Here is a 24,317-nt window from a genome sequence, read left to right as displayed (position 1 = left end):
ACGGCAATTCTCGATCCGAACCGAGGTGTACGCATGGTGGCCCCGCCGGACAACGACGTGCTCCGGGCACGTGCCCTGCACTTCCAGCACGACGACGGCACGCCCGCGCTCAGCGGCGTGTCGCTCGGCGTCCGGGAGGGCGAGATCCTCGCCGTCGGCGGCCCGCGCGGCAGCGGCAAGACGACGCTGCTGCACTGCCTGGCCGGCCTGCTGCCCGTCCGGCGCGGCGAGGTCTGGTTCAACAGCGCCCCCGTCCACACCATGGGCCCCCTGGCCCGGGAACGGCTGCGCCGCGACCGCTTCGGCTGGATCGACCCGGTCCCCGCGCTCGTCCCGGAGCTCGACGTCTGGGAGAACGCCGCCCTCCCCCTGATGCTGCGCGGCACCGGCCGGCGCCGCGCCAAGAAGGCCGCCCTGGAGTGGCTGGAACGCCTCGACGTCGGCGACCGGGCCCGCAGGCGCCCGCACGAGCTGACCCAGGCGCAGCGGCAGCGGGTCTGCATCGCCCGCGCCCTGGCCCCCGCCCCCTCGGTCCTGTTCGCCGACGAGCCGACGGCCCCCCTGCACCGCGCGGACCGCGCGCACGTCCTGCGCACGCTGACGACGGCGGCCCGCTCGCACGGCATCACGGTCGTCCTGGCCACCCACGACCCGGGGACCGCCGCGCTCGCCGACCGCACGGTGGCGCTGCTGGACGGACGGTGCGTGAAGACCGTGCACCTGCCGCCGGTCCCCGACACCGCAGGGACGGAGGGCCGGACCGCGTGGTCGCTCTCCGTCTGACCCGCAGCGCCCACCCCGCCGTCCGGCTGCGCCGCCTCCTGGTCGCGGCGGCCTCGGCGGGCACGGGGTTCCTCCTGCTCGGCACCCTCGGCTACACGATGGGCCACCCCGCCTCCCCCGGCACCTCCCTCCTGCGGCTGGCCTGGTGCACCGTGCCGCTGGCCGCCACGATCCACTTCGCGGTGGCGGTGGCCCGCACGGACCCGGGCACCCGGCCGCGCCCCGGCCTGTCCGCCATCGGCCTGGGCCCGGCCCGCCTGATGGCCCTCTCCGCGGCGACGACGGCCCTGTACTGCTCCCTGGGCTCGGCGCTGGCCCTGCTGTTCTTCGTCCACCTGCGCGGCGGCCTGGCGGGCACGCCCTTCGGCGGCGCCGCCGACTTCCTCGCCGCGGACCAGCCCCTGCCGCTGCCGGCGGCCCTGACCCTGCTGGCGGTGGTGCCGGCGACCGCGTCGGGGGCGGTGGCGGTGGCCCTGCGCCCGAAGGGGACGGGCCCCTCGCCGGCCCACGGCCCGGTCCGCGGGTTCGGCCGCTTCGGGGCGTACCGCTTCGCGGTGGCGCGGCAGACGTTCGGGGCGTACGGCCGCTTCGGCGCGCAGCTGCGGGGCGAGGCGCGCACGGCTGCCGGGACGCGGGCACCTCACGGCGCCGCGCCCGCACCGGACCACGGAGCGGCGGCCGGTCCTGACGCGGGGACGGCCCCCGCCCCGCAGAAGGGCGGCGCCCCGCCGGCACTCGGTCACGCGGGCGGCGCCCCGTCGGCGGCGCCGGGTCCGCCGGCCGGCCACGGCGTCTGCACCGACGCCCCCGCCAATCTGCCCTGGGGCGTCGCCGTACTGGCCGTGGGCCTCGCCGTGGAGACCTACGCGAGCCGGGCCGGCGTCACCCCGCCCGCCGGCCGGCCCGGCGTCCTCGTCGGCTGGACCCTCGCCGTCCTCGGCCTGGCCCTGGCCGGTCCCGGCCTCACCCACCTGTGCGGGCTCCTCCTGCAGTCCGTACGCCCCGGCGCCCTCCGGCTCCTCGCCGGCCGCGTCCTCATGGCGGAGGCCGGCCGCATCGGCCGTCCCCTGGGCATCGTCTGCGCCGTGGCCTCGGCCGTGTACGCCATGGCCTCGCTGAACGACGCGGGCCGCCTGTCCCTCGGTCCGCTCACCGTCCTCGGCGTGCTCCTCGTCGCCGGCTGCACCCTGGCCACGCTGCTCACCGCCGCCGTGGAGGCCAGGCAGACCCGTGCCGACACCACGGCCGCCCTGCTGCGCCTCGGGGCGCCCGCCGGGATGCTGCGCGGGGTCGCCGCCGTGCGCGCGGGCGCGCTGCTCGCCCTGTTCGGCCCGCTCACCCTGGCCGTCGCCGAGCTGGCGGCCCTGCCGCTGACCCGCTGAGGAGCCGTGGGAAAAAAGTCCGCGGCGGCCGATGAGTCCGGCCGCGGCGCCCGGTCTACCCCATCGAACACCACGCACACGATGGGAGAGACGCCGATGACCTCGACGTACCAGCAGATGATCTTCGTGAACCTGCCCGTGAACGACCTCGACGCGTCGAAGAAGTTCTTCACGGAGCTCGGCTACACGATCAACCCGCAGTTCAGCGACGACAACGCCGCCTCCGTCGTGATCAGCGACACCATCGTCGCCATGCTGCTGACCAAGCCGTTCTACTCGACCTTCACGAACAAGGAGATCGCGGACGCCACGAGGACCAGCGAGGTGCTGCTGTGTCTGAGCGCCAAGAGCCGCGAGAAGGTGGACGAGCTGGTCGAGAAGGCGGTCGCCGCCGGCGGCACCGCCTCGGACAGGGTCCAGGAGATGGACTTCATGTACGGCCGCGCCTTCGACGACCTCGACGGCCACACCTGGGAGGTCGTGTGGATGGACCCGGCGGCCGTCGAGGGCTGAGGGCCGCTGTGCCTAGCATGGGCGGGTGCAGACGATGCCCGCCCATGCGGCCCACCGCGACGACCGTGAGATCGAGACGCTCGAGGAGTTCGACGCGACCGTCGCGGCGCGCGGCACCCTCGCCGGATTCCGTGTGCAGGCCGTCGACCTGACGGACCGTACGCGCGAGCTGCTCGGCACGGACACGGCGGGTGCCGTCTTCCTCGGCTGCCGGATGCGCGAGGAGGCCGCCGCGAAGATCCGCGCGGACGGCGCCCTGGTCTTCCCCCCGGTCCCGGACCTGCCGTTCGACCCGTACCGGGGCCTGCTCTACTCCCCCGACGAGCTCTTCGCCTCGCTGGCGGACGGCTACGAGGCCACGCCCGACGCCCGTGCCTACGCCTGGTTCCGGCGGACCAGGGCGGACGGGGACGTCTACGCCTCGATGCTGCGCGCGGTCCACGACGACTCCATGTCGGACGCGCTCGACGAACTCCTCGCGGGCGCGCGGGTGGTGGGCGTGATGGGCGGCCACGCGATGGAGCGCGGCACGCCGGAGTACGCCGGTGCGGCGCGGCTCGGCCGGGAACTGGCCCGCGCCGGTCTCACGGTCGCCACCGGCGGCGGCCCGGGCGCGATGGAGGCGGCGAACCTCGGTGCGTACGCGGCGCCGTTCGCCGACGGGATGCTGGCGGAGGCCCTGCCGCTCCTCGCCAAGGCCCCCTCGTTCGTCCCGTCGGTCACCGACTGGGCGGGCGCCGCGTTCGAGGTGCGCGCCCGCTGGCCGAAGGGCGGCCCCTCCGTGGGCATCCCGACCTGGTTCTACGGCCACGAGCCGCCGAACCCCTTCGCCTCGCACATCGCCAAGTACTTCGCCAACGCCACCCGCGAGGACGGCCTGCTGGCCCGCTGCAACGCGGGCGTGGTCTTCCTGCCGGGCGCGGCCGGCACCGTCCAGGAGGTCTTCGACAACGCGACGCCGAACTACTACGAGTCCCGGGGCGAGCCCACGCCCATGGTGCTCGTGGACCGCGCGCACTGGACGCGGAGGCTGCCGGCCTGGCCGCTGCTGCAGTCGCTCGCGCGGGGGCGGTCGATGCAGGCGCGCATCGCGCTGGTGGACCGGATCGAGGAGGTCCCGGAGGCGTTGAAACATCTGGGCGGTTAATAAACCGGTAAAGCCAACGCCCGCTGTCCGCCCTCGCGTTGACACTGCTTATGCTGCGCTTATAGACCTGTGAGCTCTCGGGAGCGCCAATGCCATGCCGGCGCTCCCTCCACCCCCCGCATTTGCGCATTCTGTAAAGGACAAACGTGGCAGTTCTGTCCATATCCCGCCGTACGGCATCGCACCGTACCGTCGCCCGTGCCGTGCGCGTCCTCGGCGTCGTCTCCGCCTCGGCCGCGCTCGCGTTCGGTGCCGCCGGCACCGCACTGGCCTGCGACATCAGCGAGTTCTCGGCCGAGGCGAAGTGCGACGGCGGCAAGGGCGTCATCACCGTCACCGACGTGGACCCGTCCGGCATCCCGGCCACCGTCTCGGTGTTCCTCGAGAACAACGGCGCCGACGTGAAGAAGGTCGGCGAGCAGGTGGTCAAGGGCTCGCGCGAAGGCACCACCATCACCTTCGAGGAGGACTGGAAGCCGAACGCCGAGTACCGCATCCACGTCAAGGCCGCGGGCTACGTCAACGAGGACATCAAGCCGAACCTGGTCACCCCGGCCACGGCCTGCGGGAAGAAGCAGGAGGAGCCCCCGGCCACGCCGGCCCCGTCGGACTCCGCCTCGGCCCCCGCCGGGGAAACCCCCGGCGTCCCGGCCCCGTCGTCGGAGCCCTCTGAGCCCTCGGAGCCCTCGGAGCCCTCGGAGCCCTCGCGGAGCGAGAGCACCGCTCCCGCGGGCACCTCCAGCAACGCCCCCTCGCCCGCGGTCGGCGACTCCCACCTCGCCGAGACCGGCGCCGACTCCAACACCGGCGTCATCGCCGGCATCGCGGCCGTCCTGGTCCTGGTCGGCGGAGGTGCTGTCTTCTTCGGCATGCGCCGCCGCGGGGCGAGCAGCGACCGCTGACCCCCTCGGACACCACCCCGGTGGCCCGCCTCCGTCCACGGAGGCGGGCCACCGCGCCGTTCACCCGAACGTCGCCCGCTCCAGCCAGAACTCCAGCAACTCCCGCTCGCCGAGCACCTGCAGCTCCGGCGCGTCCAGCGGCAGCCGGCGGTAGAAGGCGAGCAGGACGGAGGTGAGCGGGCCGCGCAGCGCGACCGTCGCCCTCTCGTGCCCGCGGCGCCAGGCGACACCGTCCTCGGTGAGCTCGATCAGCCACTCGGCGTTCAGGCCGGCCGCGGTGTCGGTGGCGTGCAGGTGGATGCTGCGGCCGGCACCGCGCAGCTCCCGCGCCGCGTGGCCGGGCACCGTGCGCTGGACGAACTCCACGATCTGCAGCCACTCGTCGAGCGCGTCGGCGGCGACCTCGGGCGCGACCCCGTAGGGCAGCCCGGCGGCGAGCGCGGCGTCCGCGCGGTGCACGGTGATCTCGTGCGTCATCCGGCGGGCCCAGAACCCGGCGGTGGGGATCCCGGCCCAGCTCCACACCTTCGCGTCGGGCCCGGCCTCCTTGAGCGCGGCGACGACCGCCACGCCGGACTCCGCCAGCCACGCGTCCAGCGCGGCGGCGTCGCCCCGGGCCTTTGGACCCGCGCGTCCCGGCACCCGCTCCACGGGAATCTCCTCCCCGGCCCGCGTGCGCACCAGCAGCTCCACCCAGCGCAGGGCGCCGCCGGTGTGCCGCACGAGGTCCTCCAGGGACCAGTCGGGGCAGGTCGGCACCGTGGCGGACAGGTCGGCGCCGGAGGTCACCACGGCCCTCAACTGCCCCACCTGGTGGGCGATCTCGTCGCAGTAGCGGTCATGTTCGAGCAGCGTCATGCGGTCACCCTACGAGCGGGCGTTCCGGCCGCGCCCGCCCTTTTCCACGGCCCGGGCCGGCCGCACAGGACGCACAGGACGCTCAGGGCCGCGCGGATCCGCCGAGCACCACGACGTCGGCCGCGTCGAACTCCACCCCGACCTCGTCCCCGACCTCCGGCGCCGACCGCAGCGCGCACGCCGCCTCCAGGCGCGGGGCGTCCTCGGGCTGGAGGTGGACGGCGACGTGGGTGCCCCGGAAGGTGCGTGCCGTCACCCTGCAGCGCAGGCCCGCGTCGGCGGGCACCAGGCGGACCCCGGCGGGCCGTACGAGCAGCGTCCGCGTGCCCTGCGGGGCGTCCTGCGGCACGGGGACCTTGCCCCACGGCGTCACCGCGGCTCCGTCCCCGACCACGGCCTCGACGACGTTGCCGAAGCCGAGGAACCGGGCCACGAACGCGTCGGCCGGCCGCTGCCAGACGTCGAGCGGCGTGCCGGACTGCGCGATCCGCCCGTCCCGCATCACCACCACCCGGTCGGCGAGCGCGAAGGCCTCGCCCTGGTCGTGGGTCACGGCGAGCACGGTGGTGCCCAGCCGGCCGAACAGCTCCCGCAGCTCGACCACCAGCCGCTCCCTGAGCGACCGGTCGAGCTGGCCGAGCGGCTCGTCGAGCATCAGCAGCCGGGGGCCTGGGGCCAGCGCCCGGGCCAGCGCCACCCGCTGCTGCTCCCCGCCGGACAGCGACGCCACGGCCCTGCCGGCCGCCCCCGGCAGTCCGACGAGCTCCAGCAGCTCCCTCACCCGGACGTCCTGTTCGGCCCGGGACGCCCCGTGCATGCGCAGCCCGAAGGCGACGTTGCCGCCCACGTCCCGCTGCGGGAAGAGCTGGTGGTCCTGGAACATCAGGCCGACCCCGCGCCGGTGCGCGGGCACCCCCGCCTGGTCGCGTCCGCCGAGCAGCACCCGCCCGGAGTCCAGGGGCTGCAGCCCGGCGACCGCCCGCAGCAGCGTCGACTTGCCGCTGCCGCTGGGCCCGAGCACGCACACGACCTCGTGTTCGGCGACCTGGAGGTCGACGGCGTCGAGAACGGCCCGCCCCCCGAAGCGGACGGTCGCGGCCTGCAGGCTCAGCAGCATCAGAACTCCCCGGTCCGGTCGGTCCGCAGCCGCTCCAGCACCAGCAGCGCCACCGCGCACACGATCATCAGAATCGTCGACAGGGCCATCGCCTGCCCGTAGTTGAGCTCACCGGGCCGCCCGAGCAGCCGCGCCACGGCGACCGGCAGCGTCGGGTCCTCGGACCGGGCGATGAACACCGTCGCCCCGAACTCCCCGAGCGACACCGCGAAGGCGAACCCGGCCGCGACCAGCAGCGCCCGCCGCACCAGGGGCAGGTCCACCTCGCGCCACACCCGCCAGGGCGACGCCCCGAGCACGGCCGCCGCCTCCCGCAGCCGTACGTCCACCGCCCTCAGCACCGGCAGCAGGGTCCGCACCACGAAGGGGACACCGACCAGCGCCTGCGCGAGCGGCACCAGGATCCAGGAACCGCGCAGGTCCAGCGGGGGTTCGTCCAGCGCGATCAGGAAGCCGAAGCCGACGGTCACCGCGGACACCCCGAGCGGCAGCATCAGCAGCGCGTCGAAGCCGCGCACGATGCGCCCCGCGTCCCGCCGGGTGAGCGCGGCCGCGGCGAGCCCGCCGATCAGCACGGCGAGGGCGGTGGCGGCGACGGCGTACCGGAGCGAGGTGCCGATCGCGTCGATCGGCGGGACGAGGAACATCCCGCCCTCCTCCCGGGTCAGCGCCCGGTAGTACCCGAAGCCGGGCGCGTCCAGCGATCGCTGGACCAGGACCGCCAGCGGCAGCAGGAGCAGCACGGCGACGGTGAGGAGCACCCCGGCCAGCAGCGCCCACTGCCCGGCCCCGCGCGGCCGGCGCGCGGTCACGGACGCGTCCACCAGCCGCAGCGCGGTCTCCCGGCGCCGTACGGTCCAGGCGTGCAGGGCGAGGATCGCGCTCACCGCCACGAACTGGATCATCGTCAGCACGGCCGCCGTGGACAGGTCGAAGACGTCGGTGGTCTGCCGGTAGATCTCGACCTCCAGGGTCGAGAAGACGGGACCGCCCAGGATCTGCACCACGCCGAAGGAGGTGAAGGTGAACAGGAAGACCATGAGCGCGGCGGCGGCCACGGCGGGCGTGAGCGCGGGCAGGGTGACCGTGCGCCACGCCGTGAACCGCGACGCGCCGAGCACCCGCGCGGCCTCCTCCTGCCGCGGGTCGAGCTGCGCCCACAGCCCGCCGACCGTCCGTACGACGACCGCGTAGTTGAAGAAGACGTGCGCGAGCAGGATCGCCCACACGGTGGTGTCGAGCCGGACCCCCCACAGTTCGTCCAGGAGGCCGCCGCGCCCGACGAGCGCCAGGAACGCCGTCCCGACCACGACCGTCGGCAGCACGAACGGCACGGTCACGACCGCCCGCAGGGCCTGCTTCCCCGGGAAGTCGAAGCGCGCGAAGACGTACGCGCCGGGGAGCGCGACCAGCAGCGTGAGCGCGGTGGACACGAGCGCCTGCCAGGTGGTGAACCACAGCACCTGCCGGACGTCGGACTGCGCCAGCACCTGCGCGATCCGGCCGGGGTGCCAGGCCCCGTCGGTGCTCAGGCCGCGCGCGACGATGGCGGCGACGGGGTAGGCGAAGAAGACCGCGAAGAACGCGACGGGCACGGCCATCAGCCCGAGCCGCGCCGCGTTCCCGCGCCGGTCCTTGCGGACGGCTACTTCAGTACGAGCGACGTCCACGACTTGACCCACTCGTCACGCTTGTCGGCGATCTTGTCCGGGTCCAGCGTCTCGGGGTCCTCGGCCTGCGGTCCGTACTCGGTGAACTCCGCCGGCACCCGGGCGTCCCCGGTGACCGGGTAGACGAACATGTTGAGCGGCATGTCCTCCTGGAACCGCCTGCTGATCAGGAAGTCGAGGAGCGCCTTGCCGCCCTCGGCGTTCCTGGCGTTGGCGAGCAGTCCGGCGTACTCGACCTGGCGGAAGCAGGTGCCCTCGGCCACCCCGGTCGGGGCCTCGCCCGGCCTGGGGTCGGCGAAGACGACCTCGGCCGGCGGCGAGGAGGCGTACGACACGACGAGCGGCCGGTCGCCCTTGGCCTTCCTGCCTCCGCTGGAGCCGGAGAACTCCTCGTTGTAGGCCTGCTCCCAGCTGTCGACGACCTTCAGGCCGTTGGCCTTGAGCTTCTTCCAGTAGTCCGGCCAGCCGTCGTCGCCGTACTCCGCGGCCGTGCCGAGCAGGAAGCCGAGGCCGGGTGAGGAGGCGGCGGCGTTCTCGGTGACCAGGAGGTTCCTGTACTCGGGCTCGACCAGGTCGTCGAAGGTCCGCGGCGGGTCCAGCTCGCGGTCGGCGAAGTACTTCTTGTCGTAGTTGACGCAGATGTCGCCGGTGTCGACGGGTGTGACCCGGTGCTCGTCCCCGCCGACCCGGTACCGGGGCTCGATCCTCTCGGAGCCCTTCGCCTCGTACGGCTGGAACAGCCCGTTGTCGAGCGCACGGGACAGCAGGGTGTTGTCGACGCCGAAGAGGACGTCGCCCTGCGGGTTGTCCTTGGTCAGGATCGCCTTGTTCACGGTCTGTCCGGCGTCGCCGGTCTCAAGGACCCTGACCCGGTAGCCGGACTGCTTCTCGAACGCGGCGACGACGTCCTTGGAGGCGGCCCACGAGTCGTGGCTGACGAGGGTCACGGTCCGGGAGTCGCCGGACGACTCCCGGTCCCCCTCCGACGACCCGCACGCGGCCAGGGCGCCGGTCATGCCCAGCGCGACGACCACGGCCGTGAACCGCTTCTTGGTGATGCCCACTTCATTCCTCCTGGAGTGACCAGGAAGAGACGCGGCCCTGCCCGGGACCCCTGGCAGGAGTCCCGGGCAGGGCGCAACAGCTCGAGTGATGACCGATCTCCCTACCCAGAATGACCTGGGCGAGGTTCGGAGGGTCTGCGGCCGGTGCCGCACTCTCAGCGCTGTGGCGCTCCCCTGTCGGAATATGCAGATGTTCTTACGCGGGTTTTACGGTGGTCAGGTTACCGCTCGCTCGCGGCGAGCTGACCGCAGGCCCCGTCGATCTCCTGACCACGGGTGTCCCGGATCGTCACCGGCACACCGTGGGCGGCGATGGCCTCCACGAACGCCTTCTCGTCCTCGGGCCGGGACGCGGTCCACTTCGACCCGGGCGTCGGGTTCAGCGGAATGAGGTTGACGTGCACCGGCCTGCCCTTGAGCAGCCGCCCGAGCCGGTCACCGCGCCAGGCCTGGTCGTTGATGTCCCGGATCAGCGCGTACTCGATGGACAGCCGCCGCCCGGACTTGGCGGCGTACTCGAACCCGGCGTCGAGCACCTCGCGCACCTTCCACCGCGTGTTCACCGGGACGAGGGTGTCGCGCAGCTCGTCGTCGGGGGCGTGCAGCGAGATGGCGAGGCGGCACTTGAAGCCCTCGTCGGCGAACCGGTGGACGGCCGGGACGAGACCGACGGTCGACACGGTGATCCCGCGCTGGGACAGGCCCAGCCCGTCGGGCTCGGGGTCGGTCAGGCGCCGGATCGCGCCCACCACCCGGTTGTAGTTGGCGAGCGGCTCGCCCATGCCCATGAAGACGATGTTGGACAGCCGCGCCGGCCCGCCCGGCACCTCGCCGTCCCTGAGGGCCCGCATGCCGTCCACGATCTGGTGCACGATCTCGGCGGTGGACAGGTTCCGGTCCAGACCCGCCTGCCCGGTGGCGCAGAACGGGCAGTTCATCCCGCATCCCGCCTGCGAGCTGATGCACATCGTCACCCGGTCCGGGTAGCGCATCAGCACCGACTCGACGAGCGTCCCGTCGAACAGCCGCCACAGCGTCTTGCGCGTGGTGCCCTGGTCGGTCGACAGGTGGCGCACGACCGTCATGAGCTCCGGCAGCAGCGCCTCCTGGAGCCGGGCGCGTGAACCGGCGGGGATGTCGGTCCACTGCTCCGGTTCGTGCGCGTACCGCGCGAAGTAGTGCTGCGAGAGCTGTCTGGCGCGGAACGGCTTCTCACCGATCGCGGCGACCGCCTCCTTGCGTTCGGCGGGCGTGAGGTCGGCGAGGTGCCGCGGCGGCTTCTTGGCTCCGCGCGGGGCGACGAAAGTGAGTTCTCCGGGCTTAGGCATGGCTCAACCAGTGTCGCAGATCGAACGCCGTGACCCGGGGGCCCGGGGACCGGGGCCCGTCAGCGCAGGTCGAGCCGCATCAGGACCCGGGGATGGCCGGCCAGCACCGAGGTGGTGTCCGCGACGTGGACGAACCCGGCCCGCTCGAAGTTCCTCCGGATCCCGGCGTAGGCCATCGTCAGGTCGACCCTGGCGTCGCCGTTGTCGAGGGGGTACGCCTCGACCGCCGGTGCGCCGTGGGCACGCGCGAACTCGACCGCGCCGGCGATGAGGGCGTGCGAGATCCCCTTCTTCCGGTGGCCGGGGCGTACCCGGATGCACCACAGCGACCAGACCGGCAGGTCGTCGACGTGCGGGATCTTCCGGTTGCGGGCGAAGGAGGTGTCCGAGCGCGGTGCCACCGCGGCCCAGCCCACCGGTTCGCCGTCTTCGTAGGCGAGCACGCCCGGAGGCGGGTCGGCGCGGCACAGCCCGGCGACGTACGCGCCGCGGGCCGGTCCCCGCAGTTCGTTGTTGAGCTTGGAGGGGAGCCGGTAGCTCAGGCACCAGCAGACGTTGGCTCCGGGCGATTTGGGGCCGAGCACGGTGCGGACGTCGTCGAAGACCGTGGCCGGGCGGACGTCGAGGGTCATGGCACCACGATGTCACGGTGTGCCCGGCCGGTCCGCCGCTCCCCGGGACCGCCGGGCGGCCGGCTCCTGGCGGTCGGCGGGGAGCGGGGCCGGGAACGCGAGCGCACCGAAGACGGCAGCGAGCCCCCGCCCGGCGAAGGGGCGGGGGCTCAGCGGAGCGTCCGGCTCACCCGGATCCGACGAAGAGCACGAACAGCAGCCACACCACGGGCGCGGTGGGCAGCAGCGAGTCCAGCCGGTCCATGATCCCGCCGTGGCCGGGAAGCAGCGAGCCCATGTCCTTGATGCCCAGGTCCCGCTTGATCATGGACTCGCCGAGGTCGCCCAGCGTGGCGCTGGCGGCGACCGCGAGACCGAGCAGCAGGCCCTGCCACCAGGCACCGCCGTCGATCAGGAAGTGCATGCACAGCGCGCCGGCCGCCATCGCGAACGCCACCGCGCCGAGCAGGCCCTCGCGGGTCTTGCCGGGACTGATACGGGGGGCGAGCTTGCGCTTGCCGAACCGCCAGCCGACGGCGTACGCACCGGTGTCGCTGACCACCGTGAGCACCAGGAACGTCAGCACCCGCCACGGCCCGTCCCCGGCCGCCAGCATCATCGCGACGAACGTGGCCAGGAACGGCACGTAGAACGCCGCGAAGACACCCGCCGTGACGTCCTTGAGGTAGTCCTCGGGCGGTTGCGTCATCCGCCAGACCAGCACGGCCAGCGCGGTGAGCGCCATGGCGACCCACGCGCCCTCGGCACCCCGCACGTACCCGGCGACGACCATCGCGGCGCCGCCGAGCGCGAGCGGCACCAGGGGCGCCCGGATGCCCTTGCGCTCCTCCAGCCGCTTGGTCAGTTCCCACAGGCCCACCACGACGGCGACCGCGACCACGCCGACGAAGACGGCCTTGACGACGAAGAGCGACGCGACGATCACCACGCCCAGCCCGACCCCGACCCCTATCGCGGCACTCAGATCGCGTCCCGCGCTCTTCTTCTGCGGCCGGGGTGCCGGCTGCGGGGCGTCGGGCATGGGCTCCGGATCCTGCTTGTGCGGCACCTCCCCGTAAGGGTGTGCCTGTGACGTGTGGTCGCGGAACGCCTCGTCCCGGAACAGCGGGCCGCTCAGCCGAGCGGCCCCCCGGTCGTCATCCTGGTCTCCGCCGTGATCGGGTACGTCGGGCACGATGGGCATGGGGCGAGTCTGCTGCGCGTCACGCGCATCGTAGGCGGGACCCGCCGGGGGGACGGCCCCCTGGGCAGGTCCCTGCCCGGTGGGCCCCCAGTACCCGGTGTATGGCGGCGCGCCCCAGGAAGAGTCGTTCATCAGACCTCGAGCAGCTCCGCTTCCTTGTGCTTCAGGAGCTCGTCCACCTGGGCGACGTACTTCGCGGTGGTGTCGTCGAGCTCCTTCTCCGCACGGCGGCCCTCGTCCTCGCCGACCTCGCCGTCCTTGACCAGCTTGTCGATGGCGTCCTTGGCCTTGCGGCGCACGGAGCGGATCGAGACCTTGGCGTCCTCGCCCTTGCCCTTGGCGACCTTGATGTACTCGCGGCGGCGCTCCTCGGTCAGCTCGGGGAACACCACCCGGATGATGTTGCCGTCGTTGCTCGGGTTGACGCCCAGGTCGGAGTCGCGGATCGCCTGCTCGATGTTGCGCAGCGCGCTCTTGTCGAAGGGGGTCACCACGGCCATGCGCGGCTCGGGCACGGAGAACGAGGCCAGCTGGTTGATCGGCGTCGGCGCGCCGTAGTAGTCGGCCACGATCTTGTTGAACATCGCGGGGTGCGCACGGCCGGTGCGGATCGCGGCGAAGTCCTCCTTGGCGACCACGACGGCCTTCTCCATCTTCTCCTCGGCCTCGAGGAGGGTCTCTTCGATCACCACTTGCTCCTGCGTGTCTTGAGTAGGCCCGGCTGCGGTTCCTCGTCGGGGCGGCGGCCGGCTGCGTCGCGTCTTCTTCCTGCACGGTTCCCGACCGGCAGGACATTGTCCATCCCCCGGCCCGGCTCCGTCCCGTCCGTCCCCCGGACAGGTGGCGTCCGGTGGACGGGCGTCCCGTGGAGGGGTGTCCGGGGGACGGGATGGTTCATCCGGTCAGTCCCGGCTGCCCTGGTCACCCACCAGCGTGCCGATCTTCTCACCCTTGACGGCGCGCGCGATATTGCCCTCCGCCAGAAGCTCGAAGACGACGATCGGGAGCTTGTTGTCGCGGCACAGCGTGATGGCCGTGGCGTCGGCGACCCTCAGGTCGCGCGTGATGACCTCGCCGTAGCCGAGGTGGTCGAACTTCACGGCGTCGGGGTTGGTCTTGGGGTCGGAGTCGTAGACCCCGTCGACACCGTTCTTGCCCATCAGCAGCGCTTCGGCGTCGATCTCCAGGGCGCGCTGGGCGGCGGTGGTGTCGGTGGAGAAGTACGGCATGCCCATGCCGGCACCGAAGATGACCACGCGGCCCTTCTCCAGGTGCCGTACGGCACGCAGCGGGATGTACGGCTCGGCGACCTGCCCCATGGTGATGGCGGTCTGCACCCGGCAGTCCACGCCCTCCTTCTCCAGGAAGTCCTGCAGGGCGAGGCAGTTCATCACGGTGCCGAGCATGCCCATGTAGTCGGAGCGGGCCCGGTCCATGCCGCGCAGCTGCAGTTCGGCACCGCGGAAGAAGTTGCCGCCGCCGATGACGACGGCGATCTGCGCGCCGTCGCGGACCACGGCCGCGATCTCGCGCGCGATGGCGTGCACCACGTCGGGGTCGACGCCCAGGCCCCCACCGCCGGAGAAGGCCTCTCCGGACAGCTTCAGCAGAAACCGGCCGGGTACTTTGCCGTCGTCGCTCTTCTGGGCCTTGGTGGTCATGGGGGTTCCCGCCTCTTTCACGTGTTGCACATACGAAGAAGGCCATTGCCGGTGGGGCGTGGTTCGCATCCCATGCGGCAATGGCCTCCTCGTCAGATCTGCTGTCGTCGGGCACGCGCGTGTGCGTGACCGGGTACCCGGACGACTGCCGTCGACCCTATCGGGGTCGCGCGCCCGTCGGGGTCCGGACTCAGATGCCGACCTTGATGCGCGTGAAGCGCTTCAGGGTGACACCGGCCTCGTCCAGCACCTTCTGGACGGACTTCTTGTTGTCGAGCGCGTACGGCTGGCCCAGCAGCGTGGCGTCCTTGAAGAAGCCGTTGAGGCGGCCCTCGACGATCTTCGGCAGGGCGGCCTCGGGCTTGCCCTCGGCGCGGGTGGTCTCCTCGGCGATGCGGCGCTCGGCCTCGACGACCTCGGCCGGGACGTCCTCCTTGGAGAGGTACTTCGGCGCGAAGGCGGCGATGTGCTGGGCGACGCCCTTGGCGACCTCGGCGTTCGGCTTGTCCAGCTCGACGAGGACACCGATCTGCGGGGGCAGGTCGGGCATCGTGCGGTGCATGTACGCCGTCACGAAGCCGTCGGCGAACTGCGCGAAGCGGTCCAGGACGATCTTCTCGCCGAGGTTGGCGTTGGCCTCGTCCACGAACGCCTGGACGGTCTTGCCGGGCTCGATCTCGGAGGCGAGCAGGGCCTCGATGTCGGCCGGGGAGGTCTTGGCGACGTGCTCGGCGATGGCCTTGGCGACGGCCTGGAACTTGTCGCCCTTGGCGACGAAGTCCGTCTCGCACTTCAGCTCGACGAGGACACCGGAGGAGTTGTCGTCGGCGATGATCGAGACCACGGCGCCGTTCTCGGCGGAGCGGCCCTCGCGCTTGGCGACGCCCTTCTGGCCCTTGATGCGCAGCGCCTCGACGGCCTTCTCGACGTTGCCCTCGGCCTCGTCCAGCGCCTTCTTGCAGTCCATCATGCCGGCGCCGGTGAGCTCGCGGAGCTTCTTGACGTCGGCGGCGGTGTAGTTCGCCATGAGTCTGTGAATCTTTCTCGAAGTCTGGAGGATCGAAGATCTGCGGGGTGCGGCCTCCATGGGGACGGAGGTCGCTGTCCTGCCGCCGACCTACGGGTGAACGGCGGGAGCGGATTTCATGTCATCCGCTCCCGCCGTCAACGCTGACGCTGACGGTCAGGCCTGCTCGCCCTCGGCGGCCTTCTCGCCCTCGGCGGGGGCGGCCTCGGCAGCCGGGGCCTCGGCGGCCGGAGCCTCGGCAGCCGGAGCGGCTTCCTCGGAGTCCGCCTTCTTCTCACCCTCGAGCAGGTCGCGCTCCCACTCGGCGAGCGGCTCGCCCGCGGCCTTGTCGCCCTTGCCGGCCTCGGCGACACCGGAGCGGGCCATCAGGCCCTCGGCGACGGCGTCGGCGATCACGCGGGTGAGCAGGGTGACGGAGCGGATCGCGTCGTCGTTGCCCGGGATCTTGTAGTCGACCTCGTCGGGGTCGCAGTTGGTGTCGAGGATGGCGACGACCGGGATGTTGAGCTTCCGGGCCTCGCCGACCGCGATGTGCTCCTTCTTGGTGTCCACGATCCAGACGGCGCTGGGCACCTTCTGCATCTCGCGGATACCGCCGAGGGTCTTCTCCAGCTTGGCCTTCTCACGCGAGAGGACCAGGAGCTCCTTCTTGGTCAGACCGGAGGACGCGACGTCCTCGAAGTCGATCTGCTCCAGCTCCTTCAGGCGCTGCAGACGCTTGTAGACGGTCGAGAAGTTGGTGAGCATGCCGCCCAGCCAGCGCTGGTTGACGTAGGGCATGCCGACGCGGGTGGCCTGCTCGGCGATGGCCTCCTGCGCCTGCTTCTTCGTGCCGACGAACATGACCGTGCCGCCGTGGGCGACGGTCTCCTTGACGAACTCGTAGGCGCGGTCGATGTACGACAGCGACTGGAGCAGGTCGATGATGTAGATGCCGTTGCGCTCGGTGAAGATGAAGCGCTTCATCTTCGGGTTCCAACGGCGGGTCTGGTGACCGAAGTGGACGCCGCTCTCCAGCAGCTCCCGCATCGTGACGACGGCCATGGCCGTACTCTCCTCGTGTTTCTCGGTTGTGCCGCGGGTGCCGGACGGCTCCCGCGCCTGACGCCCGCAGTGCGCCGTTGCCACGAAGGACCGAGGGGCGCTGATACGGACCGTTTCCGGTGGCCATATCGGGGCGTGCGAAGTCGACCCGGTGGCCCGGGTCGCCACCAGAAGTGTACGGGACCCGCGGGGCCCCGGGTGACGCCGTTGTCCACAACCGGACACCGGTCCACAGCCACCGGCCGGGATCGCGGGACGCGGGGACGCTGTCCGCATGCGAGCGAAGCGATGTGCGCGGGTGTGTACGCGGCTGGTGCTGCTGTCGGCCCTGACGGTGACGGCCCTGCTGGCCCCGCCTCCGCCCCTGTCCTTCTCCGGCGCGGCCGGCCCGGTCACGCCGGGCGCGGACTCCGGGGGGCCGGACGCGGACTCCGGGGTGCCAGGCACAGGGGCGCCGGGCGCGGGGGTGCCGAACGCGGGGGTGCCGGCCGTCGGGCGGGCCTGGCCCGTCGGTACGCGCCCTCCGGTCCTGCGCGGCTGGGAGCCCCCGGCGACGGTCTACGGCCGGGGCCACCGGGGCGTGGACCTGGCGGCACCGCCCGGCGCGCCGGTACGGGCGGTGGCGGCGGGCCGGATCTCCTTCGCGGGCCGGGTGGCGGGCAGAGGGGTCGTCTCGGTGGAACTGGCCGGAACGGGCGAGCCGCCCCTGCGTACCACGTACGAACCGGTGACGGCGTCGGTGGCGGAGGGCGAGGAGGTGGGGCCGGGCGAAGTGCTCGGCACGGTCCAGCCGGCCGGCTCCCACTGCACGGCCCCGTGCGTGCACTGGGGCCTCCTCAGGGGCGAGACCTACCTGGACCCCCTCTCGGTGCTGCCGCCGTGGCTGCTGCGCGGGGGTCCGTCGAGGCTGCTGCCGGTCCTGGGTGTTCCGCCGCCCTCGTAGCCGTGGCTCGCGGGGTGCGGACACGCGTGCCTCCCCGGAGCGGAGCCGCGGGCACGCGTGCCGCCTCCGTGCGAGCGGCGGCGGGCAGGCGCGCCTTGCCCGCCGCCGCCACGGTCCGTGCCTTCTCAGGGTCTCAACGGCCCGGGAGGCATCCCGGGCCCGGCACGGCACGGCCGGGCACGGGCAGTGTCCGGGCCGCGTCCGCAGCGCCGGAGCGCGTACGCCCGACCCGGTCCGCTCCCGGCCGGCGTCAGCCCCGCACACCCCGCAGGGCCATGCCGACCGCCGCCTCCGCGATCACCGAGGGCTCCTCGGCCGCTCCCAGCTCGATGCGCCGCACCGCCGCGTCGACCACGCCCTGGAGCAGCATCGCGGCCAGCCGGGGCTCCGCGTGCCCCAGCTCGCGCAGCGCCTCGACGATCATCGTGACGAGCCCGCCGTGCGCCGCCCGGATCTTCTCCCGGGCCCCCGCGTCGAGCTCACTGGCCGAAATGGCCACCACGGCCCGGTGCCGCCGGTCCCCGACGAGCTCCAGCTGCTTGCGCACGTACGCCTCGACCTCGGCCTCGGGCCCGTCCGCCGCGGCCATCGCCGCCGCCACCTCCGCGGCCCAGACGGGGAAGTCGACCTCGCAGAGCTCCTCGACCACCGCCGCGCGTGACCGGAAGTACTCGTACACGGACGATCGCGCGAGGCCCGTCCGCTCGGCGAGAGCCGGAAAGGTCAGCGCCTCCGTCCCGCCCTCGGACAGCAGGGAGCGTGCCGCGTCCAGCAGGGCGGCACGCTGCATCGACCGGTGCTCGGCCACGGAGGCCGCTCGAATCCTTGGCACGCCGACCACTTTACGGACGCGCCACCGCCGACGGGAGTCACTGCGCGCTTCCCCGGGTCAGCGGCCGAAGCTCGCCAGTTTCGCCCGCAGCTGCAGCACGGACTTGGTGTGGATCTGGCTGACCCGGCTCTCGGTCACGCCGAGCACGTTCCCGATCTCGGCGAGGGTGAGCCCTTCGTAGTAGTACAGCGTGACGACGGTCTTCTCCCGCTCGGGCAGCGTGTTGATGGCCCGTGCCAGGAAGCGCCGCAGCTCCCGGTCCTCGGCCACCTCGACCGGGTTGTCGGCCGTGGTGTCCTCCAGCGTGTCCATGAAGCTCAGGCCCTCGCCGCCCTCGCCCCCGCCGTGCAGCAGCTCCTCCAGGGCCACGACGTTCGCCAGCGACAACTGGCTGAAAACAGCGTGGAGTTCGTCGATCGCGATGCCCATCTCGGCTGCGACCTCGCTCTCCGTCGGCGTCCGCCGCAGCCGCGCCTCCAAAGTGGCGTACGCCCGCTCCACGTTCCGCGCCTTCTGCCGCACCGACCTCGGGATCCAGTCCAGCGCGCGCAGCTCGTCGATCATCGCGCCCCGGATCCGGGTGATCGCGTACGTCTCGAACTTGATCTCCCGGCCGGGGTCGAACTTCTCGATGGCGTCGATCAGCCCGAACACCCCGGAGGAGACGAAGTCCGCCTGCTCGACGTTGGGCGGCAGGCCCACGCTGACCCGGCCCGCGACGTACTTCACGAGCGGCGAGTAGTGCAGGATCAGCTGCTCCCGCAGCCGCTCGTCCCCCGTCGCCTTGTACGACCGCCACAGCTCGTCGAGCGTCGAGGGGGCGGGCGGCCGCACGCTGCCACCGTCGCGGGCGGCTGGGGGGATCGCCGCCCGGTCGGACCCGGAGGTGTGCTGGGGCATTCGTCGCCTTGTGCCGTTCTGCCGTGGAGTGGGGTGCCCGGGTGGGCCGTCTGTCCGATGTCGGGATTGCCTGTCCGTGTCGGGATCCTCGTGAGCGTAGCGTGACTGAGGTGTCGCGGTGCGCGAGGAACGAGGGTCGGGGCGTACGCAGATACGTTCCGTGGCACGCCCCACCGGGTCGCTCCGGTAGCTCAGCGTGATCGCATGAACACCCCAATTGGGCAAATTGCCAGGGCGTGTCGGGATTCCCCCGTACGGCCGAACACGCTCGGTCAGCACCGGCCGCGAGCGCCTCGGGCCGAGATCACCGCCTGGCGTGTCAACTTCCAGCCGTCGCCGTGTCGTTCGACGTAACCGAGTGCCCTGAGTTCGTACAGTCTGGCGATCGCGTCGTCCGCCGAGGTCTGCGCACAGCGCGCGATCTCCGTCGCCGGGGCCGCCCGGCGGGCCGGCAGAGCGGCGAGCACCTGCCGGGTGGCGGGTGCCAGCAGGTCCCGCGGCAGCACCGGTCCGCGGCGCTCCGGGGCGAGCTCTCCGATCTCGCCGACCAGTTCGACGACGTCCGCGGCATCGGTGACCAGGTGCGCCTCCGCGCGGAGCAGTTCGTGCACGCCCGCGGACAGGCCGCTGGTGGCCGGGCCGGGTACTCCCATCGTGTGACGGCCCAGTCGCTGCGCCGCGCGCGCCGTGACGAGCGAGCCGCTGCGGTGGGCCGCCTCGACGACCACGGTGCCTCTGGTGAGTGCGGCGATGACCCGGTTGCGGAGGATGAACCGGCTCGGCGTCGGGTGCTCCCCGGGCGGCAGCTCGCCGATCACCAGACCCTGCTCGGCGATCCTGGCGATCAGCTCGGTGTGGCCGCGCGGATAGGGCCGGTCGACGCCGCAGGCCAGGACGGCGACGGTGGCCCCGCCCGCGCCCAGGGCGCCGCGGTGGGCGGCGCCGTCGACGCCGTAGGCACCGCCGGAGACGACGACCCATCCCTGTTCGGCGAGTCCGCCGGCGAGGGTGGCCGCCATGTGCGCCCCGTACTCGGTGCAGGCCCGCGCTCCCACGACGGCCACCGACCGCAGCGCCCACATCCGCAGACTGGGCAGGCCGCGCACCCACAGCCCCAGGGGCCGGGCGTCTCCCAGATCGTCGAGCTGCCCCGGCCACTCGGCGTCCCCCGGAACCACGAACCGCACTCCGGCCTCCCGGGCGGCAGCGAGGTCCCTGCCCGGCTCGGCCTGCTCGGCCCTCGCCCGCAGCCCCGCCCACCGTCTGCCGCTCACCCCCGGCAGGGGCCGGTCGCCCTCCCGCAGCCGCCGGACCACCTCCCGTACCCCGAACTCCCGCACCCACCGCCCGCCGGCCTGGTCACCGGGCTCGACGACCCGGGTGAGGAAGACCCGGGCGAGCAGCTCCCCGTCCGGTTCGCCCACGGCGCTCACCTCGGCGCCCCGACGGCCAGGGGGACGCCTCGCGGCACCCCGGTGCGCAGTTGCAGGGCCAGGGCGACGTCCGCCGCGTCGGGCCGGTCGTGACCGGCGAGGTCGGCGACGGTCCAGGCGACGCGCAGGACGCGGTCGAGCCCGCGGGCGGTGAGCACGCCCCGCTCCAGGCTGCGCTCGGCCTCGTCCATGGCACCGGGCGCGGCGGACCAGCGGCTGCGCAGCTCCCGGCCGGGGACCTCGCTGTTGGTGCGCCACGGGGTGCCGGCGAGGCGTGCCGCGGCCCGTTCGCGAGCCGCCCGCACCCGGTCGGCGACCACCGCGGTGGACTCGCCCCGCGCGCCGCAGGCGGTCAGTTCGCTGCGCGTGACGCGGTCCACCTCGACGCGGAGGTCGACCCGGTCGAGCAGCGGGCCGGACAGCCTCGCCTGGTAACGGCGGATCGCCGAGGGCGGGCACTCGCACAGGGCGTCCCTCAGGGAGAAGCGTCCGCACGGGCAGGGGTTGGCCGCGAGCACCATCAGGAACTTCGCCGGGAAGCGCACGACACCCGCGCTGCGCGCGATCACGACGTGCCCCGCCTCCAGCGGCTGGCGCAGGGCGTCCAGCGCCCGGCCGCTGAACTCCGGCGTCTCGTCCAAAAAGAGGACCCCGCGGTGGGACAGTGACACGGCTCCGGGGCGTGCGGTGCCGGGGCCGCCGCCGACGAGCGCCTGCATCGTGGCCGAGTGGTGCGGGGCGCAGTAGGGAGCGACATCGATCAGGGGTTTGCCCGCGGGCAGCAGGCCCGCCACCGAGTGCACCGCCGTGACCTCCAGCGACTCCTGCCGGCCGAGCCGGGGCAGGAGGGCGGGCAGCCGCTCCGCGAGCATCGTCTTGCCGGCGCCGGGCGGCCCTTCCAGGAACAGGTGGTGCCCGCCCGCCGCGGCGACCTCCACCGCCGTGCGCGCCGAGGCCTGGCCCACGACGTCCGCCAGGTCGTGGCCGTGGTCGTGCTGGGCCGCGCCGACACTCCGCATGCCGGTGGCCGTGCCCGCGCCGGGCATCCGCAGGCCGGCGAGGAGCGGATCGGGGCGTCCCTGCTCGTCCGGGTCCTCCTCGGGCACGGGTTCGTCCGCGAGGACGGCGATCAGCTGGCGCAGGCTGCGCACACCCAGCACCGACACCCCGGGCACGAGGCAGGCCTCGGCGGCGGCGCACTCGGGCACGACGACCTGCTCGTACCCGGCGTCCGCCGCCGCCAGCACCGCCGGCAGGACTCCGCGCACCGGCCGGACCCGCCCGTCCAGCCCCAGCTCCCCGATCATCACGATGTCGGCGAGCACCCGGGGATCGATGCGCTCGGCCGCCCCGAGGACGGCCGCCGCGACGGCGAGGTCGAAGCCGCTGCCGCTCTTGGGCACGGACGCCGGGCTCAGGCCCACCGTCAGTTTCTTCTGGGGCCAGGCGGCGCCGGAATTGACCACCGCGGCCCGCACCCGGTCCCGGCTCTCCGTCAGGCTCTTGTCGGGCAGGCCCACCAGCGTGAAGGCCGCGACGCCCGGTTCGAGGTCGGCCTGCACCTCGACCACCACGCCTTCGACGCCCACCAGCGTCACCGAGCAGGTACGCGCGAACCCCATCTCAGGCCACCCCCCGCACGTGCTCCACGACGGGCCCGCCGCGCGCCGGCAGCAGCACGCCGACCAGGTCGATGCGGACGCCGCCGGGCGGCGCTCCCCCGTGGGTCTGGATCCAGCGCTCGGCGAGATCGCGCAGCCGCCGCGCCTTGTCCGGGGTCACCGCGGCCATCGGGTGCTCGAAGGAACCCGTCCTGCGGGTCTTGACCTCGCAGACGACGAGGACGTCGCCGTCCCGCGCCACGATGTCGATCTCGCCCGCCCGGCCGCAGCGCCAGTTGCGCTCCAGAACCGCCATGCCGTCCGCGGCCAGCCGCCGCGCGGCCACGCTCTCGCCGTACCTGCCGAGTGCACGTCGTGCGTTCATGTCGGCACCACCTCCGGCGCCAACGATGCGGGCGGCCCGGCGAACTGTTGGATCTTGGTGGACAACTCCGGCCCTGTGGACAACGCCGTCGCCCGTGCGCGTGAACGTCAGCGGCCCGCACTGATCGGCGACGCGGGAGCGCCACCCACCCGGGACACCTCCGCCCGGGACACCGCCCGCCCCGGAGTGCCGACCGGCCGGAAGCACCGGCCGCCCGGGCGCGTCAGCCGCCCGGCAACTCCAGATCGCTCTTGTTGAGCTCCTCGATGTTCACGTCCTTGAACGTCAGGACGCGGACCTGCTTCACGAAGCGCGCCGGCCGGTACATGTCCCACACCCAGGCGTCCGCCATCGACACCTCGAAGAACACCTCGCCCTGGACCGAGTGCACCTGCATCTCGTAGTCGTTGGTCAGGTAGAAGCGCCGCTCGGTCTCGATCACGTATTTGAACAGACCGACGACATCGCGGTACTCCCGGTAGAGCTTGAGCTCCATCTCGGTCTCGTACTTCTCGAGGTCCTCGGCGCTCATGGCATGTTCCCCTTCAGCCGTGCGATCCCACCATTGTGCGCCAGTCCCGTGAGCCCTTAGACGATTTCCGGGTCGAGGGTCACCGGCCTGGCCGGAGGACCTTCGTCGAGCAGCGTGCGCAGCAGCCCGGCGAGTCTGGTCGGATACACCGTCTCATGTGCCCGGGTCAGTTCCCGACACGTCCACCAGCGCGCTCCGGCGACACTGCGCCGCTCCAGCTCGGTCAGCGCGGTGGCCCGGATCGCCGTGCGGTCCGTACGGGCCAGGTAGTACCACTCGTCCTGGTCCCAGCGGCGGCCCGCGAACGGGAAGGAGCACCTCCGCCGCCACAGCACCGGCCCGAGCTCGACCTCGGTGATGCCGGTCTCCTCGGCGAGTTCCCGCAGGGCGGCCTGTTCACGGGTCTCGTCGCCCTCGACACCGCCGCCGGGCGTGAACCACCAGTCGTCGGACGGATCGTCCGGCTCGTGCCCGTGCAGCAGCAGGATGCGGTCCCGCGGGTCGAGCAGGACGACCCGGGCGACCTTGCGCAGCCCGCCCACGTACGCGTCCTGCCCCGTCGGCACGGCCTCAGCGGACACCGGCGGGCTCCGCGTCCGTCCGGCCGCGCCCCGCACCCGCACGCTTGGCGATCGGGCCGTACGCGGCTCCGCCGAGCACGAGCACGGCGCCGGCGACCACCAGGGCGACGATCGTGCGCAGCGGGCCGGACGGGGAGAGGGCGCCGAGCTTCTCGAAGCCGGTGGGGCGCTGCAGCGTGCCGTTCATGGGCCACACGACGGCGTCGACCCGGGCCTCCACGGCGCCGCGCGCCACGGTGCCGTCGGCGGCGTCGGTGAGGTGGGCGGTGGAGTCCACGGAGCTGCCGCGCTCGTCACCCAGCAGGAACAGCCGTCCCTCGGGAACGGTCACGGTCGGGAAGCCGCCGGACTCGGCGGCCTCGCCCCGGGGCAGGTACGGTTCGTCGATCTCCTTGCCGGAGACCTTCAGCCTGCCGTCCCGGCAGCAGGAGACGGTGTCGCCGCCGACGGCGACCACCCGCTTGATCATCGGCATGTCGGCCCAGGTGGCGTCCTTGAAGACGACGACGTCGCCCCGGCGCACCTCGGCGCCGTCGACGCGCTGCGCCAGCACCCGGGCGCCGGCGTCGATCGTCGGGGACATCGAGCCGGTCGGCACGGTGTACGGCCGGTAGACCACCGCTGCCCAGGCGAATCCGCCGAGGAACAGCACCAGTCCCAGCGCCACGGCCAGCCCGGACAGCCGCTGCCCGGCCCGGCTGCCCACCGGGCCCTGATGCGTACCGCCGCCGCGCGGAGCCGGACGCGTCGTGCTCTCACCACCCATGGATCCGCACCCTACCCGGCGGTACCCGGCCCG

The 24,317-nt window shown here is 73.1% G+C and carries 25 protein-coding genes and 1 riboswitch; of the genes, 6 read left to right on the top strand and 19 right to left on the bottom strand.

The window, feature by feature from the left end; translation table 11 throughout:
• Positions 1–33 precede the first annotated feature (33 nt).
• The 5 genes from AB0L29_RS09265 (at position 34) to AB0L29_RS09245 (ending at position 4,727) form a co-directional block, all read left to right on the top strand.
• Complete coding sequence (locus AB0L29_RS09265; RefSeq protein ID WP_365824974.1) at positions 34–783, top strand: ATP-binding cassette domain-containing protein; 750 nt, start codon at positions 34–36, stop codon at positions 781–783.
• Positions 765–2,165, top strand: a complete 1,401-nt coding sequence (locus AB0L29_RS09260) for a hypothetical protein (protein ID WP_365824972.1) — start codon at positions 765–767, stop codon at positions 2,163–2,165. The genes AB0L29_RS09265 and AB0L29_RS09260 overlap by 19 nt, the downstream gene beginning before the upstream one ends.
• Positions 2,166–2,261: 96 nt before the next feature.
• Positions 2,262–2,678: a VOC family protein gene (locus tag AB0L29_RS09255; RefSeq protein WP_365824970.1), complete on the top strand. Its 417-nt coding sequence runs from the start codon at positions 2,262–2,264 to the stop codon at positions 2,676–2,678.
• A 25-nt stretch (positions 2,679–2,703) separates the two neighbouring features.
• Positions 2,704–3,825 (top strand): Rossmann fold nucleotide-binding protein, encoded by a 1,122-nt coding sequence (locus AB0L29_RS09250; RefSeq protein ID WP_365824968.1) that lies wholly within the window; start codon positions 2,704–2,706, stop codon positions 3,823–3,825.
• Positions 3,826–3,971: 146 nt separating this feature from the next.
• Entirely contained in the window at positions 3,972–4,727 is a 756-nt protein-coding gene (locus AB0L29_RS09245) for an LAETG motif-containing sortase-dependent surface protein (protein WP_365824966.1), read from the top strand.
• A gap of 60 nt (positions 4,728–4,787) precedes the next feature.
• On the opposite strand, the gene AB0L29_RS09240 is transcribed toward AB0L29_RS09245, so the two are convergent.
• The 11 genes from AB0L29_RS09240 to rpsB all read right to left on the bottom strand — a co-directional run bounded on the left by AB0L29_RS09240 (position 4,788) and on the right by rpsB (position 16,311).
• A complete protein-coding gene (locus tag AB0L29_RS09240) occupies positions 4,788–5,585 on the bottom strand; it encodes a maleylpyruvate isomerase family mycothiol-dependent enzyme (RefSeq protein ID WP_365824964.1) in 798 nt (265 codons plus the stop codon).
• 82 nt (positions 5,586–5,667) lie between these two features.
• Entirely contained in the window at positions 5,668–6,702 is a 1,035-nt protein-coding gene (locus AB0L29_RS09235) for an ABC transporter ATP-binding protein (protein ID WP_365824962.1), read from the bottom strand.
• Positions 6,702–8,372 (bottom strand): iron ABC transporter permease, encoded by a 1,671-nt coding sequence (locus AB0L29_RS09230; RefSeq protein WP_365824960.1) that lies wholly within the window; start codon positions 8,370–8,372, stop codon positions 6,702–6,704. The genes AB0L29_RS09235 and AB0L29_RS09230 overlap by 1 nt, the downstream gene beginning before the upstream one ends.
• Positions 8,348–9,436, bottom strand: coding sequence for a thiamine ABC transporter substrate-binding protein (locus AB0L29_RS09225; RefSeq protein ID WP_365824958.1), 1,089 nt, complete (start codon positions 9,434–9,436; stop codon positions 8,348–8,350). Before AB0L29_RS09225 ends, AB0L29_RS09230 begins: the two co-directional genes overlap by 25 nt.
• An 80-nt stretch (positions 9,437–9,516) precedes the next feature.
• Positions 9,517–9,622: riboswitch (TPP riboswitch) on the bottom strand.
• Positions 9,623–9,657: 35 nt separating this feature from the next.
• The gene (gene rlmN / locus AB0L29_RS09220) at positions 9,658–10,764 is read right to left on the bottom strand and encodes a 23S rRNA (adenine(2503)-C(2))-methyltransferase RlmN (RefSeq protein ID WP_365824956.1); all 1,107 of its coding nucleotides are present in this window, start codon (positions 10,762–10,764) and stop codon (positions 9,658–9,660) included.
• Positions 10,765–10,823: 59 nt separating this feature from the next.
• Complete coding sequence (locus AB0L29_RS09215; RefSeq protein WP_365824955.1) at positions 10,824–11,396, bottom strand: GNAT family N-acetyltransferase; 573 nt, start codon at positions 11,394–11,396, stop codon at positions 10,824–10,826.
• 166 nt (positions 11,397–11,562) lie between these two features.
• A complete protein-coding gene (locus AB0L29_RS09210; RefSeq protein ID WP_365824953.1) occupies positions 11,563–12,711 on the bottom strand; it encodes a phosphatidate cytidylyltransferase in 1,149 nt (382 codons plus the stop codon).
• On the bottom strand, positions 12,711–13,268 hold the full coding sequence (frr, locus tag AB0L29_RS09205; protein WP_044388432.1) for a ribosome recycling factor: 558 nt from the start codon (positions 13,266–13,268) through the stop codon (positions 12,711–12,713). Before frr ends, AB0L29_RS09210 begins: the two co-directional genes overlap by 1 nt.
• A 213-nt stretch (positions 13,269–13,481) precedes the next feature.
• Complete coding sequence (pyrH, locus tag AB0L29_RS09200; protein ID WP_365824951.1) at positions 13,482–14,240, bottom strand: UMP kinase; 759 nt, start codon at positions 14,238–14,240, stop codon at positions 13,482–13,484.
• 190 nt (positions 14,241–14,430) lie between these two features.
• A complete protein-coding gene (tsf, locus tag AB0L29_RS09195; protein WP_365824950.1) occupies positions 14,431–15,267 on the bottom strand; it encodes a translation elongation factor Ts in 837 nt (278 codons plus the stop codon).
• Between the two features lie 156 nt (positions 15,268–15,423).
• Positions 15,424–16,311, bottom strand: a complete 888-nt coding sequence (rpsB, locus tag AB0L29_RS09190; RefSeq protein WP_365824948.1) for a 30S ribosomal protein S2 — start codon at positions 16,309–16,311, stop codon at positions 15,424–15,426.
• Positions 16,312–16,585: 274 nt separating this feature from the next.
• Between rpsB and AB0L29_RS09185 the strand changes: the two genes are divergently transcribed.
• Positions 16,586–17,254 carry a M23 family metallopeptidase gene (locus tag AB0L29_RS09185; protein WP_365824946.1) on the top strand — a complete coding sequence of 223 codons (669 nt, stop codon included), beginning with the start codon at positions 16,586–16,588 and terminating at the stop codon, positions 17,252–17,254.
• Positions 17,255–17,504: 250 nt separating this feature from the next.
• Here the strand turns inward: AB0L29_RS09185 and AB0L29_RS09180 are convergent, their stop codons facing one another.
• The 8 genes from AB0L29_RS09180 to lepB form a co-directional block, all read right to left on the bottom strand.
• Positions 17,505–18,062, bottom strand: a complete 558-nt coding sequence (locus AB0L29_RS09180) for a helix-turn-helix domain-containing protein (protein ID WP_365825161.1) — start codon at positions 18,060–18,062, stop codon at positions 17,505–17,507.
• Positions 18,063–18,143: 81 nt separating this feature from the next.
• Positions 18,144–18,986, bottom strand: a complete 843-nt coding sequence (gene whiG, locus AB0L29_RS09175) for an RNA polymerase sigma factor WhiG (RefSeq protein WP_365824944.1) — start codon at positions 18,984–18,986, stop codon at positions 18,144–18,146.
• A 272-nt stretch (positions 18,987–19,258) separates the two neighbouring features.
• Positions 19,259–20,419, bottom strand: coding sequence for a DNA-processing protein DprA (dprA, locus tag AB0L29_RS09170; RefSeq protein ID WP_365824942.1), 1,161 nt, complete (start codon positions 20,417–20,419; stop codon positions 19,259–19,261).
• Positions 20,416–22,041 carry a YifB family Mg chelatase-like AAA ATPase gene (locus tag AB0L29_RS09165; RefSeq protein ID WP_365824940.1) on the bottom strand — a complete coding sequence of 542 codons (1,626 nt, stop codon included), beginning with the start codon at positions 22,039–22,041 and terminating at the stop codon, positions 20,416–20,418. The genes dprA and AB0L29_RS09165 overlap by 4 nt, the downstream gene beginning before the upstream one ends.
• A 1-nt stretch (position 22,042) precedes the next feature.
• The gene (locus AB0L29_RS09160) at positions 22,043–22,405 is read right to left on the bottom strand and encodes a YraN family protein (RefSeq protein WP_365824939.1); all 363 of its coding nucleotides are present in this window, start codon (positions 22,403–22,405) and stop codon (positions 22,043–22,045) included.
• A gap of 223 nt (positions 22,406–22,628) precedes the next feature.
• Positions 22,629–22,937: a DUF2469 domain-containing protein gene (locus AB0L29_RS09155; RefSeq protein ID WP_003965949.1), complete on the bottom strand. Its 309-nt coding sequence runs from the start codon at positions 22,935–22,937 to the stop codon at positions 22,629–22,631.
• Between the two features lie 56 nt (positions 22,938–22,993).
• Positions 22,994–23,518 carry an NUDIX hydrolase gene (locus tag AB0L29_RS09150; protein ID WP_365824937.1) on the bottom strand — a complete coding sequence of 175 codons (525 nt, stop codon included), beginning with the start codon at positions 23,516–23,518 and terminating at the stop codon, positions 22,994–22,996.
• Positions 23,508–24,284, bottom strand: coding sequence for a signal peptidase I (gene lepB, locus AB0L29_RS09145; RefSeq protein WP_365824935.1), 777 nt, complete (start codon positions 24,282–24,284; stop codon positions 23,508–23,510). Before lepB ends, AB0L29_RS09150 begins: the two co-directional genes overlap by 11 nt.
• Positions 24,285–24,317: the final 33 nt, after the last annotated feature.

The sequence above is a fragment of the Streptomyces sp. NPDC052701 genome, assembly GCF_040678355.1.
GTDB lineage: Bacteria > Actinomycetota > Actinomycetes > Streptomycetales > Streptomycetaceae > Streptomyces.
Note: the sequence above shows the minus strand (reverse complement) of the source record. Positions and strands in the feature narration are given on the sequence as shown.